The sequence below is a fragment of the Streptomyces alboniger genome (assembly GCF_008704395.1).
GTDB classification, from domain to species: Bacteria; Actinomycetota; Actinomycetes; order Streptomycetales; family Streptomycetaceae; genus Streptomyces; species Streptomyces alboniger.
In genome coordinates, this window is record NZ_CP023695.1 from 4,746,790 (window position 1) to 4,759,480 (window position 12,691).

General features: G+C 70.9%; 13 protein-coding genes. 8 read left to right on the forward strand and 5 right to left on the reverse strand.

What is annotated here, in order from left to right:
• Positions 1 to 366, forward strand: a complete 366-nt coding sequence (locus CP975_RS21325; RefSeq protein ID WP_199783073.1) for a hypothetical protein — start codon at positions 1 to 3, stop codon at positions 364 to 366.
• 214 nt (positions 367 to 580) lie between these two features.
• Positions 581 to 1,318: a hypothetical protein gene (locus tag CP975_RS21330; RefSeq protein ID WP_246201582.1), complete on the forward strand. Its 738-nt coding sequence runs from the start codon at positions 581 to 583 to the stop codon at positions 1,316 to 1,318.
• Positions 1,319 to 1,966: 648 nt separating this feature from the next.
• On the opposite strand, the gene CP975_RS21335 is transcribed toward CP975_RS21330, so the two are convergent.
• A complete protein-coding gene (locus tag CP975_RS21335) occupies positions 1,967 to 2,320 on the reverse strand; it encodes a chorismate mutase (RefSeq protein ID WP_150477227.1) in 354 nt (117 codons plus the stop codon).
• A gap of 445 nt (positions 2,321 to 2,765) precedes the next feature.
• Between CP975_RS21335 and guaA the strand changes: the two genes are divergently transcribed.
• Positions 2,766 to 4,352: a glutamine-hydrolyzing GMP synthase gene (guaA, locus tag CP975_RS21340; protein WP_055527083.1), complete on the forward strand. Its 1,587-nt coding sequence runs from the start codon at positions 2,766 to 2,768 to the stop codon at positions 4,350 to 4,352.
• Between the two features lie 76 nt (positions 4,353 to 4,428).
• On the opposite strand, the gene CP975_RS21345 is transcribed toward guaA, so the two are convergent.
• A complete protein-coding gene (locus CP975_RS21345) occupies positions 4,429 to 4,908 on the reverse strand; it encodes a pyridoxamine 5'-phosphate oxidase family protein (protein ID WP_055527082.1) in 480 nt (159 codons plus the stop codon).
• Positions 4,909 to 5,089: 181 nt separating this feature from the next.
• Here CP975_RS21345 and CP975_RS21350 point away from each other — a divergent pair, with 181 nt between their 5' ends.
• From CP975_RS21350 to CP975_RS21360, 3 genes are all read left to right on the forward strand, one after another.
• Positions 5,090 to 5,875: a class II aldolase/adducin family protein gene (locus CP975_RS21350; protein ID WP_055527080.1), complete on the forward strand. Its 786-nt coding sequence runs from the start codon at positions 5,090 to 5,092 to the stop codon at positions 5,873 to 5,875.
• Positions 5,876 to 6,044: 169 nt separating this feature from the next.
• The gene (locus CP975_RS21355) at positions 6,045 to 7,310 is read left to right on the forward strand and encodes a hypothetical protein (RefSeq protein ID WP_055527085.1); all 1,266 of its coding nucleotides are present in this window, start codon (positions 6,045 to 6,047) and stop codon (positions 7,308 to 7,310) included.
• Positions 7,311 to 7,562: 252 nt separating this feature from the next.
• Positions 7,563 to 8,102, forward strand: a complete 540-nt coding sequence (locus CP975_RS21360; protein ID WP_055527078.1) for a DoxX family protein — start codon at positions 7,563 to 7,565, stop codon at positions 8,100 to 8,102.
• 126 nt (positions 8,103 to 8,228) lie between these two features.
• Here CP975_RS21360 and CP975_RS21365 read toward each other — a convergent pair whose 3' ends face one another.
• The gene (locus CP975_RS21365; protein WP_055533428.1) at positions 8,229 to 8,465 is read right to left on the reverse strand and encodes a hypothetical protein; all 237 of its coding nucleotides are present in this window, start codon (positions 8,463 to 8,465) and stop codon (positions 8,229 to 8,231) included.
• Positions 8,452 to 9,819 (reverse strand): PspC domain-containing protein, encoded by a 1,368-nt coding sequence (locus tag CP975_RS21370; protein WP_055533429.1) that lies wholly within the window; start codon positions 9,817 to 9,819, stop codon positions 8,452 to 8,454. Before CP975_RS21370 ends, CP975_RS21365 begins: the two co-directional genes overlap by 14 nt.
• A 183-nt stretch (positions 9,820 to 10,002) precedes the next feature.
• Here CP975_RS21370 and CP975_RS21375 point away from each other — a divergent pair, with 183 nt between their 5' ends.
• Together CP975_RS21375 and CP975_RS21380 are read left to right on the forward strand one after the other, a co-directional pair.
• Entirely contained in the window at positions 10,003 to 11,292 is a 1,290-nt protein-coding gene (locus CP975_RS21375; protein ID WP_055533430.1) for an ATP-binding protein, read from the forward strand.
• The gene (locus tag CP975_RS21380) at positions 11,289 to 12,017 is read left to right on the forward strand and encodes a LuxR C-terminal-related transcriptional regulator (RefSeq protein WP_055533431.1); all 729 of its coding nucleotides are present in this window, start codon (positions 11,289 to 11,291) and stop codon (positions 12,015 to 12,017) included. Before CP975_RS21375 ends, CP975_RS21380 begins: the two co-directional genes overlap by 4 nt.
• A 6-nt stretch (positions 12,018 to 12,023) precedes the next feature.
• Here the strand turns inward: CP975_RS21380 and CP975_RS21385 are convergent, their stop codons facing one another.
• Positions 12,024 to 12,683, reverse strand: coding sequence for a hypothetical protein (locus tag CP975_RS21385; protein WP_055533432.1), 660 nt, complete (start codon positions 12,681 to 12,683; stop codon positions 12,024 to 12,026).
• Positions 12,684 to 12,691 lie beyond the last annotated feature (8 nt).

Below are 12,691 nucleotides of genomic sequence, written 5' to 3' on the forward strand. Positions count from 1 at the left end.
TTGGCCATACCCGACGAGGTGTGGGAGAAGTTCGAGAAGGACAGCGAGCGGGACATCCGCTCGTCCGCGCCGAAGGAGCCGTCCGCGCGGGCCCGCATGGTGGCCGAAAGGCTGCGTCGCCTGGACGAGGAGGCCGCGCGCCAGCAGGTGCAGCGGGCCGGGCGGTTGCGCCGCAGACGCGCGAGGCGCGATGCCGAATCCGTGCGATGGCGGCCCGACGACTGGCGCTCGGCGCCCGTGGGCCCGCGCCGGGACGCACGCTCCGAGCGCCGCCGCCGTGTGTGGAGCGTGGTGATCGTGATCGGCTGCATGGCCCTGGCTATCGCGGTGCTCAGCCCGTTCCGGTTCTGGGTCTGGGGCTGGTGAAGTCCCAGGCGGGCGTGGTGCAACCCGGTATGTGCCCCGCTCGCCGCCCTGCCCGGCCCCGACGCCACCATCCCCAAACTCACACGCGCCGCGTACAACCTTTCCGGCGGTTTCCGATCGTTATGCAAATCGCTGGAAAAGATGGCGTGTTTGCAGCTTTCATTTCGCCTCGGCGTGGGCCGTCGCCCACGCCGTGCGAGTGAAGGTAGGAAACGTGAAGTCATCTGTGTCTCGGGCCGTCGTGGCCGCGTCCGTCACGGTCGCGCTGGGCCTGACCGCAGCGTGTGGCAGCGACGACGACGGCAAGAAGTCGTCGGAACCGGCCAAGTCCGCGCAAGGTTCCGGGGGTGAGAAGGGCGCGAAGGGCGCGAAGCCGGCCGGCGAGAAGTCGGGTGCGCTGACCACCGCCGACCTGGAGAAGGCGATACTCGCCAAGGGCGACCTCAAGGGCTACAAGCTGGAGAAGCTGTCCGCCGCGGACATGCCCGCCCAGACCGTGCCTTCCGAACCGGCCACGTGCCAGCCGCTCGCGAACATGTTCATGCTCGCCACCGACCCGGCGTCCAAGGCCCGCGTCGGCCGGACCATGACCGGCCCCGACGAGCTGGACGCCACGATCATCACGCTCGCGCTGCTCGCCCACGAGAAGGGCGACGCGGAGAAGGTCATGGACGATCTTCGTACGGCCACCAAGAACTGCGACGCGTACGAGCACGCCGGTTCCAAGTACCGCGAGGTCGCCGCCCTGCCCGCCCCGAAGTCGGGCGACGAGGCCGTCTCGTACAAGGTCGTGGGTCTCATCGAGGGCCAGAAGACGCCGATGAGCTTCACCGTCGTACGCAGTGGTTCGACGCTCGCCGCCTTCTACTCGATCAACCTGCTCAAGCCGAAGGAGTTCGGCGTGCCGACCAAGATCGTCGACGCGCAGGTCGACAAGCTCGCGAAGCTGTAGCCCTCCTGGTTCGGTGCAGAGCGAAGGGCCCCGCGGGACGGATCCGCGGGGCCCTTGGCTGTCAGCACCGACGTCAGGGCAGCGTCGGTGCCGCGGGGCGGCGCTGGGGGAGTGCGCCGCTGGTTCTTCGGCGGGCCGGTGGTTCAGTGCGCCGGTGGCCGACCCGGCGCACTGGGGGCGCTCGCGTGGTATCGACCATTGGCAGTGCGGTGGTGGACGGGGGCCCGGAAGCTGTCCGCCCTCCTAGGCATCGTGCTCGATGGGTTGTCGGGGGCGCAACCGTTTCGACCACATCTATAGGTAAAGGGGTGGGATGGCAGGGGGATGCGGGGGTGGCGCAGGGGAGTCGGGACGGAGGCCGGCCGACCCCGGGCGTCCCCGGAGCCGACCGTTCTCTTGGGTGACCGGGCTGCTGTCCCCTGCCGTCCGGTCACATCGCTGGAGCGAGGTCCCACGGCGTACGACACGAGCCGTACGCCTCATCGCTCCAGCGGAGCCACGCGTGGTTCTTGCGGGCCCGCCCCTGGCTGAGACGGACATCGGGACCAACGAAGCCCGCCCGGACCCGGTCACGCGCCGTACGGGTGAGAAGCGACCCGAACTCAGATCCGCAGGCGACCGGGCGGTCGCGCCCGGGGGTGACGGAGGTCAGACGCGGCCCCGGCACAGCTCCAGAAGCGTCATCGCGAGCGTCGTGCCGGGCTTGCCGAGCGCGTCCCTGTAGTGGCCGAGGACCTCCATCTCGCGGGAGAGGCTGACGCGGCGCCCGCCCGAGGTGATGCGGGCCTCCTGGATCACGGCCGAGACGGCCATCCGTTCCTGGACGAGCCCGATGATGCGGTCGTCGAGCGCGTCGATCCGCTCACGGGCGTTCTCGATCACGCCGACGGCCTCGGGCGTGCGGGCGCCGGTCTTCTCAGCGGTCGCGGAAGCGAGGGAGGTGGCGGAAGCGACGGAGGCAACGGAGGTGGCGGTGGCTGCGGAGGTGGCGGTGGCGGGCATGCGGGGCTCCTTGTGATTCCTGGGGTTCTCGCGGGCGAGGTGCCCCGGAGTGATGAGGCCCGGAAACGACAGAGCGCCCCGGGCCTTGTCGGCCCGGGGCGCCTGGGAAGTCGCTTGTCAGTGGATCAAGCAGCTCGACCATGGCAGCCGGCGGGCCGGGTGCCATAGGTAAAGAGGAAGCCGAGGTGCTTGTTCACGGGGCCAGTATGCCCTCACGCGCGCGTGCCGGGTCAATCGGATACGGCGGGCCGCTCGCATGCTGAGACGCCTGTCCGGGGGCGCTCCTTGGCGCGCTCCCGGGGGTGCACCTCGGAGTGCTTCCCGGCGCGGAGTCCGTCGGATGCGACGAAGGAGGTCCCCCCGGGCCCGGTAGAATCGACAAAACAGACCCCCTGCACACGCACTGAGCCTCTCGCTCAACGCTCAACGCCGGAAGGCCGCCGCCGTGCCATCAGCGCCCCACGCTGCCGCCGCTCCCGACACCGTTCTGGTCGTCGACTTCGGAGCGCAGTACGCCCAGCTCATCGCCCGTCGCGTCCGTGAGGCCCGGGTCTACAGCGAGATCGTGCCGAGCACGATGCCCGTCTCCGAGATGCTCGCCAAGAAGCCGGCGGCGATCATCCTCTCCGGCGGCCCCTCGTCGGTGTACGCGGAGCACGCGCCCACCGTCGACCGCAGCCTGTTCGAGGCCGGCGTCCCCGTCTTCGGCATGTGCTACGGCTTCCAGCTGATGGCGACCACGCTCGGCGGCACCGTCGACGACAACGGCGCGCGTGAGTACGGACGGACGCCCCTGACCGTCTCCAAGCCCAGCTCCACCCTCTTCGAGGGCACCCCGACCGAGCAGTCCGTGTGGATGTCGCACGGCGACGCGTGCAGCGCGGCGCCCGAGGGCTTCACCGTCACCGCGTCCACGGACGTCGTACCGGTCGCCGCCTTCGAGGACGACGAAAAGAAGCTGTACGCCGTGCAGTACCACCCCGAGGTGATGCACTCCACGCACGGCCAGCAGGTCCTGGAGCACTTCCTCTACCGCGGCGCGGGCCTCAAGCCCGACTGGACGACCGGCAACGTCATCGACGAGCAGGTCGCCGCGATCCGCGAGCAGGTCGGCACCAAGCGCGCCATCTGCGGCCTGTCCGGCGGCGTGGACTCCGCCGTCGCCGCGGCGCTCGTCCAGAAGGCCATCGGCTCGCAGCTGACCTGCGTATACGTCGACCACGGCCTGATGCGCAAGGACGAGACCGAGCAGGTCGAGAAGGACTTCGTCGCCGCGACCGGCGTACAGCTCAAGGTCGTCGACGCCCAGGAGCGGTTCCTGGCCGCGCTCGCCGGGGTCTCCGACCCCGAGGAGAAGCGGAAGATCATCGGCCGCGAGTTCATCCGGGTCTTCGAGCAGGCCCAGGCGGAGATCGTCGCCGAGGCCCCCGGCGACCAGCCGGTCGAGTTCCTGGTCCAGGGCACGCTCTACCCCGACGTGGTCGAGTCCGGCGGCGGCACCGGCACCGCGAACATCAAGTCCCACCACAACGTGGGCGGCCTCCCCGAGGACCTCGAGTTCAAGCTCATCGAGCCGCTGCGCAAGCTGTTCAAGGACGAGGTCCGCATGGTCGGCGCCGAGCTCGGCCTGCCCGACGAGATCGTCCAGCGCCAGCCCTTCCCCGGCCCCGGCCTCGGCATCCGCATCGTCGGCGAGGTCACCAAGGAACGCCTCGACCTGCTGCGCGAGGCCGACGCCATCGCCCGCGAGGAGCTGACGGCGGCCGGTCTCGACCGGGACATCTGGCAGTGCCCGGTCGTGCTGCTCGCGGACGTCCGCAGCGTCGGCGTCCAGGGCGACGGCCGCACCTACGGCCACCCGATCGTGCTGCGCCCCGTCTCGTCCGAGGACGCCATGACGGCCGACTGGACCCGCATGCCGTACGACGTCCTCGCGAAGATCTCGACCCGCATCACGAACGAGGTCGCCGAGGTGAACCGCGTGGTCCTCGACGTGACGTCGAAGCCGCCGGGCACCATCGAGTGGGAGTGACCACCACGGTCCTCCCCGAGGTTCTCTGAACGCCGGTGCCGCCACTTCGCGAACGGAAGTGGCGGCACCGGCGTTCTCACGTCCGCCGAGTCGTGCGCAGCGGCGCACCCGGCTTCCAGAGCTGCACCGCCAGGTACTTCTCGTCCTCGATGTACGTGCGCACCACCTCCGTCAGCTCGGCGCGGAAGAGGTGGAACGCGTCCAGGTCCGGCGGATTGACCACCTCCGCATAGCGCGCGATCTCCTGCGGGTCCCGCACCTCGACCGCGCGGCCCGCGACGCGGACATCGCCGCCCGCCATCTCCGTACCGGACCCGGGATTCGCCTGGAGCGCGAACCGCGAGTCGCGGCGCAGGTCGAGCGCCTTGAGGGAGCCCGGCATCATGCCGAGCCACAACTCCCCGTTGAGGAAACGCACTTCGATGCCCGTGGTCCGCGGTGAGCCGTCCTTGCGGAGCGTGGCGAGGACATGGTGGGTGAAGGCGCCGAATCGATCCTCGACGGTGCGGGCGAGAGCGGGTTCCGCGGCAACGAAGGCCGCCCAGTTCGACGTCATACGCCGAGTCTGGCATCAATACCCGACACCTTCTGTCCGGTATCGAGACTCCCTCGCGCACTCTCTTCACCTGACGCCCCTGTCTTCTCCCCTGACGCCCCAGTCTTCTCACCTGGCGCCCCTGTCCTCCTGCGCGGACCGCCGGCAACTTCCGCTCCGTACAGCCGAGGATGGAGGTCCTATGCAGGCACCCACGCCGATACCCGTCGAGCGGTTGCGGTTCGCGATGCCGCCCGTGCACGACTCGCCGGAGGGCGAACGGCGGTATCGGAAGGAGCGGCTCGCCGGGGCCCTGCGGATCTTCGGACGGCTCGGCTACGAGGACGGAGTCTCCGGGCACATCACCGCACGGGACCCGGAACACCCGGACTGCTTCTGGGTGAACCCGTTCGGAATGCCCTTCAAGCACGTCACCGTGGGCGACCTCGTCCTCGCCAACGCCGACGGCCAGGTGGTCGAGGGGCGCTATCACGTCAACCAGGCCGCCTTCACCGTCCACGCCCAGGCGCATCTCGCGCGGCCCGACGTCGTAGCCGTCGCGCACTGCCACTCCATGTACGGCCGCGCGCTCTCCACGCTGGGCGAACTCCTCGACCCGATCACCCAGGAGGCCTGCGCCTTCTACGAGAGTCACGCGCTGTACGACGGCTACACGGGCGTCGTCGTGAACGCCGAGGAGGGGCGCAGGATCGCCTCCACGCTCGGCGGCCACAAAGCGGTGATCCTGCGCAACCACGGCCTGCTCACCGTCGGCGACTCCGTCGACGCCGCGGCCTGGTGGTTCCTCTCCATGGAACGCTCCTGCCAGGTCCAGCTGAGCGCCCGGGCCGCGGGCCGCCCGGTGCTGATCGGCCACAAACAGGCGGTACAGACGCGGGAGCAGCTCGGCGGCGACCTGGTCGCGTGGATCAACTACCAGCCCCTGTGGCAGGACATCAGCCGCAGCGAACCGGACCTGTTGACCTGAGGCCCCGGCCACCCGCCACCCGTCCGTCAACACGCAGCTGGCCCATTCACCCCCGCTGACCTGACCCACGGGATTCATTCGCCCTTCAGTGCGGCACAATTCCCTTTCTCTGCAAGGAAGTTCACAACGGCCCTCAGGGGCTCCGAGGGTGGGGAAGGCGGCGTACGCGGTGGCGGTGCAGGAGGCGAGACAGGGCGCGCACGGGGGCGGCTGCACGTGCGGTGGCTGCCCGCACGGCGCGCGCGAGGGGCACCGGCGTGCCGTGGCCGCGTTCCTCACCAAGCGCGACGAACTGGCGGCCGGGCAGGGCCTGCCCGCGGCCGTCGCGCACTCGGCGGGCGCGTCGCGGCAGTGGGTGTCGGACGAGCTGACGCAGTCCGCGCGGGCCGTCGCCGAACGCGGCAGGGCCGAGGGGGAGGCGTGGCTGCGGCGGCTGTGGACGCGCACGCTCGGTGTCGTCTGGGGCTCCTTCGTCGTACTCCTCCTGACCCAGGCGCTCACCGCGATCGGCACCGGCTGGACCGCGGCGCGCACGACGGGGCTCCTCGCCGGGCTGGCGGTGGGCGGACTGCTGACCGGCGTGGCATACGTCCACCGGGAGCGCGGCGGTGTCCTCGCGCCCGTGGTCGGCGAGGACAACCGGCTCTCCACCTCGCGTGCCGTGGCCGCCTCCTGGGTGCTCCTCGTGGTCTTCGCGGTCCTTGTCCTCGCCGGCCAGCTGGCCGTGGCCTCGGGGAACGGACGGCGCGACGAGCTGATCGCCGGGCTCGAACTCGGCCGTGCCGCCGGGATGGTGACCGTCCTCGCCGTGGTGTGCGGGGTCGCCGTCCTCGTACGCCGGGTCGTCGGTCTGCGCGTGCTGGGCCAGCGGTTGCAGAAGGTGCCCGCGGACCGGCCGCGGGCCTCCGATCCGCTCACCGACGACGCGGGCCGCGGCAGCTTCACCGACGCGCAGTATGTCCTGATCAGCGCCGTCGCCGTCGTGTTCAGCGCCGTACGCCTCGCGCGGCGGCCCGAGCAACTGCCCGATCTGCCGTGGGGGCTGGCCGTACTGGTGCTGGTGTCGGCCGCGACATATCTGGCGGGGAAGTACTCAGAAGGCGGCCGCCCCGTGATCCTCTCCGTCGTCCGCGCGCGGGAGGCCGGTGATCTCGACGCACCGATCCGCACGGGCGACGACATCGAGATCCGCGGCGCGGGCTTCGTCCCGCCCGGGGCGGGTGACGCGGACCGCCTCGCCCGCATGGTCGTCCGCATCGGTGCCGTCCACGTCCACGTCCCCCTCGTGCCCGTGCCCGGTGGCTTCAGCAATCCGGCCGACGTGACGCTGACCGTGCCCGTCCCCGTCGACGTCGAGCCGGGCCGCGTCGACGTCCAGGTGGTCACCGCCGCGGGCCTGGAGACGAACCGCGTGGCGATCGACGTCACGGACTGAACCAACGGCCTCGACCATCGGCCATCCCACATCCGCCACCGGCTGATCGAGCCCAGCCACCGGTTGTCCCAGCCCAGCCATGGCGTGCACCACTTTGGCTGACGCATTAAAGCCTCCCCCCTGGGTTCTCGATCACCGACTCGGGGCCTCCCGGTCGATGTTGTGGAAATCCGTCGCACGACGGGTGAGCAGCGGCCTCCTCTCGTACGTAAGGTCAGAAGACGGGGTCGATGGGAGAGGCGGCGGAGTGCCATGGCTCACGGCATGCGGACGGACCGGCACACCAGCTACCCCCGGCGCGACGGCTGGCGGGAGACCGCCACCCGCTACGCCCTGCTCCCCTTGCGGATCTTCCTTGGCGTCACCTTCATCTACGCCGGCCTCGACAAGCTCACGGACAGCTCCTTCATGCGGGCGGACGGAGTGGGCTCGATCGGCCAGATGATGGAGCAGATCCGCGACATCTCCGCGGTCCCCGCCCTGGTAGACCTCTCCCTCAAGAACCCCGTGGGCTTCGGCTACGCCATCGCCCTCGGTGAACTCGTCGTCGGCATCGGCACCCTGATCGGCCTCTTCGCCCGGGTCGCCGCACTCGGCGGCGCGCTGATCTCACTCAGCCTCTGGCTGACCGTCAGCTGGTCCACCGACCCCTACTACTACGGCAACGACCTCGCGTATCTGATGGCGTGGCTGCCGCTGGTGCTCGCCGGGGCGTTGGTCTTCTCCGTCGATGCCATGCTCGCCGCCCGCCGCGGAGAGCCCCACGGTTCCACCAGGCCCAGCAAGCCGTAGCAGGCCCCGGCAGGCTCTAGCAGGCGTCGGCGATCCGACCGGCCCCCGCTCCATGCGGCCCCCGGCCCGCCCCGCCCCGCGTTGGGAGCGGCTCGGTCCAGCAGCGCCCCAACCCTGCGCAGAGCCTCAATCCCGCGGTGTTCGGCGGCCCGAGCTGCCGTCCGGGCGGGTCGCACCGCGCGGGCGTATTCCGTGGATCGCCGCGGTGACGCCTGCCAGGAGCAGGCCCGCCATCACGAGCGGGAGTGCGACGAACCACGGCGCTTCCCAGGCGCCGCCCGCATCACCCGCGTACACGACGGCGACCGTCAGCAGGGAGAGGCCTGCCACCAGCTTGCCGGGGTGGAGTTCATGACGCAGCACGGGTCACCTTCGCTAGTCCGACGCCTACTTCGAGCCGCAGATCGATCGTGCCGCCGTCCTTGCTGCCCGTGGGCGGCTTCAGCGTCACTCTCTTCTCCCGGTCCGGAGCGATATCCAGGTCTTTGCTCTCGTCGCCCGGCAACACGATGTCGCCGATGCCCACTTCCGCGTTCAGCCGAACGGTGGCGTCCTTCGGCACGATCACCTTGAGGTCGCCCATCCCGGTCTCGGCGCTGGTCTCCAGTGTCCGGCCCTTGCCGATGTCGATCTTGCTCAGGTCGAGTGTGCCCGTGCCGAGACCCACCTCGTACCGCGGGCGGACGTCCGCCGCCGACGCCGGTATCCAGTCGGTGCGGGCGTAATGCGTGGTGATGTTCTTCGGCAGGGCCGCCGTGGCCGCGAGGAGGCCCGCGGTGAGCACCGCGAGCACGATCGAACCCGCCCCCGTGCGTCCCAGGAAGGCGCTGAGCGCGATCCCGAGACCGAACACCGCGAGGGCGCACGCCAGGCCCGTCTGCAACGTCGTGCCGAGCGGCTGGTCCTCCCAGGTCAAGCCGGTGCCGAGGCCACCGGCGAGCAGCGCGAGGAGGAACACCCAACCGCCGATCCAGCGCGGCCCGCGAGGCGTGGGCGGCGGGGCGGGGGCCGCCGCCTTGGTGCGGTGCACGCCCTGGTGGTGGCCCGTCGGCTGGTAGGCGATGTCGAGGCCTTCGGGTCCCCAGAAATAACCGGAGATCCCGTCGTGCGTGCCGTCCTTGACTATGGGGTCACGCCACCAGGACGGGCCCCCGGCGACGGGCGGCGCCTTCGCCTCGGGCGGGGCGTCCGCCGCGGCGTGCGCGGAGACCGGGTCGGGATCGAGGGCCGCGCGCTGCTGCGACCAGTACCCCGCGCCCGCGAGGAGGAGGGTGAGGACGGCGGCGAAGGTGAGCGCTCCGCCGTTGTTCAACAGGGTGAGGAAGACGCCGCAGCCGACGAGCGCGAAGAGCACGGCCGTCAGGGCCTGGCCGTCGACGCGGCCCGAGAGGACTTTGCGTGCCTCGTTCTCCTCCTCCCCCTCGTACGGCACCAAGAGCCAGGCGAAGCCGTAGATCACCAGGCCGAGTCCGCTGGTGATCGCGAGGATCGCGACGCCGACGCGGAAGATCACCGGGTCCATGTCGCAGTACCGCCCGAGCCCCGCGCACACCCCGCCGAGCCTTTTGTGCGGGCGATCGCGGTGGAACTTCCGCTCCTGCGCGAGCAGGCCCGGCTCATGGCCGTACGCCGGGCCGTCCGGCTCGCCATGCGCGCCGGACAGGGCGTCGCGGATGGCGGCCTCGGTCTCCGTCTCGGCGGGCTGCTGATCTGTCATGTGTCCATGGTGACGGCCCGGGGCCCGCCGCGGCAGTCGGGAAAACCCTGGTCCGACCCTGAGATCGCCCCTGAGACGCTTGCGGCACGCTCCCTGACAGGGCCGGGGCAGGGTCCGAGATCAGGGAAGTCTCGGGGGTCGACCCTGATGTCCGCGTCCGCGCCCGCGTGTGAATATCGAGACATGCCGGAAGCCGCCGCACCTCCCCTCGACGCCGTCAGACCGCTGCGCAAGCTCTACCGCAGCGGTGACGGGCGATGGCTCGGTGGAGTCGCGCGCGGCCTCGCCGGGCATCTCGGACTGCCCGTGATTTGGGTCAGGCTCATCTTCGTCGGCCTGTTCACGGCGGACGGTCTCGGCGCTCTGCTGTACGGGGCGTTCTGGTTCTTCGTCCCGCTCGGTATCGGCGGCGTCGACGCCGAGCGGCCACCCGCGGCCGTCACGACCGATACGTCACCGGACGGCCGCCGAAGACTCGTGGCCCGCAAGCCGGACAAGGGCCAGATCGTCGCGCTCCTCGCGATGGTCGTCGTCTCCATGGTCTTCGTAGGCAATGTGGACCTGGACGGCTCGACCAAGGCATACGTCGTGCCGACGCTGCTCGTCGCCGCCGGCGTCGCTCTAGTCTGGCGCCAGGCCGACAATGCCCGCCGGGCCCGCTGGATGGCCGTCGGCCGCCGTCGGCGCACCCTTACGCTCGCCCGGTCGGCGGCCGGGGTGCTCCTGGTCGGCGCCGGGGTCTCCGGCATATTCGTACTCCAGGGCTCCGCCGCGCATCTCGGCGCCGTGTTGCAGGCCGCGCTGGCCGTGCTCGTCGGTATCGCGCTCCTCGCAGGTCCCTACCTCGTCCGCATGACACAGGACCTCTCCGAGGAGCGGCTGATGCGCATCCGCGCCCAGGAGAGAGCCGAGGTCGCCGCCCATGTGCACGACTCCGTGCTGCACACCCTGACCCTGATCCAGCGCAACGCGGAGAGGGCGAGCGAGGTGCGCCGCCTCGCCCGCGCCCAGGAGCGCGACCTGCGCGTCTGGCTCTACAAACCCGAAGGCACCGGCAAGGACGAGGACGAGGAGCCCGACACCCTCGCCGAGGCGGTACGCCACAGCGCGGCGGAGATCGAGGACAAACACGGAGTCCCGATCGAGGTCGTCGTGGTCGGCGACTGCTCGCTCGACGACCGGCTGACCGCGCAGATGCAGGCCGCGAGGGAAGCCATGGTGAACGCCGCCAAGTACGGTGGCGAGGGCGGTGCGGTGCAGGTCTTCGCCGAAGTCGAGGAAGAGAAGGTGTTCGTGTCCGTCCGGGACCGGGGCCCCGGCTTCGACCTGGATTCCGTTCCCGACGACCGCATGGGCGTACGAGAATCGATCATCGGCCGCATGCAGCGCAACGGCGGCACGGCGCGCCTGCGCGCGGTGCCGGGCGGCGGCACGGAAGTCGAGCTGGTAATGGAGAGGACGGCGACGACATGAGCGACGCGACCGAGGCGGGCGAACCCGCGGAGCCAACGGGGTCGGACGAGGGCGGTGCGGGCGGGCGTCGCGTGCGAGTCGTCCTGGTCGACGACCACCGGATGTTCCGTACGGGAGTGCAGGCGGAGATCGGCCGGACCGACATCACCGGCGTCGAGGTGGTCGGCGAGGCCGCCGACGTCGACCAGGCGGTCACGGTGATCACAGCCGCGCGCCCCGAGGTCGTGCTCCTGGACGTGCACCTTCCCGGTGGTGGGGGCGTGGAAGTGCTGCGCCGGTGCTCGCCGTTGATGGCCGACGCGGGGAATCCGGTGCGCTTCCTCGCGCTCTCGGTCTCCGACGCCGCCGAGGACGTCATCGGTGTCATCCGCGGCGGCGCCCGCGGCTATGTCACCAAGACCATCACCGGCACCGACCTGGTGGACTCCATCTTCCGTGTGCAGGAAGGCGACGCGGTGTTCTCGCCACGGCTGGCGGGCTTCGTCCTGGACGCCTTCGCCTCGACGGACGCGCCGCCGGTCGACGAGGACCTGGACCGTCTCACGCAGCGGGAGAGGGAGGTGCTGCGGCTGATCGCGCGCGGATACGCGTACAAGGAGATCGCCAAGCAGCTCTACATCTCCGTGAAGACGGTCGAGTCGCACGTCTCGGCGGTCCTGAGGAAGCTTCAGCTCTCCAATCGCCATGAGCTGACGCGGTGGGCGACGGCGCGACGGCTGGTCTGAGCCTTCTCAGTCCCGTCTGAGCGTTCCTTGGTGACGGGTGCCGACGGGCGTCGGTGCCGGGCCCAGCTTCCGGAGCGCCCAGCGGTAGTGGCCGGCGGCCTTCGTGCAGCCCACGAGGCCCGTGAGCCACAGGATCAGGCCCGCGCCCATGCCGAGGACGACGTCGGCGTAGGTCTCGCGGCCCGGTTCGGCGTACGCGGCCGCGGCGAAGGACGCCCACAGGCCGAGCGTGCACAGGGCGAGGGAGGACAGGAGCCACAGGAGGCTGAGGCCGGGGGAGCGCAGGCGGGCGTCGGACGCGGGATGGCGGTCCAGCGCGAGCCAGGCTTCGGAGAGTTCCCGTATGCGCCGGTCGCGGCGGATGCCGAGGACGACGCCGACCACCGCCGGGCCGAGCGCCGCGAGTCCGAGGACGGCGAGGACCGGGCCGAGGATGATCCCCGTGGCGTCCTTCTCCTCGATGTGCTTGAGCGGCTGCACGAGCAGGGCCCAGCCGATGACGGCGCCGAACCCGCACAGCCACAGCAGGAGCAGCCGGTGCACGCCCAGGTGCCGCCCGCGCAGATCGTGGAGGGCCAGGCCGCGGTCCATGAGCATCGTCTGCCGGTCCGGCCAGGTGCGCAGATGCACGGGAGGGGGAGGCGGCGGCAGCGTACGACTGGGCATGGACCCGA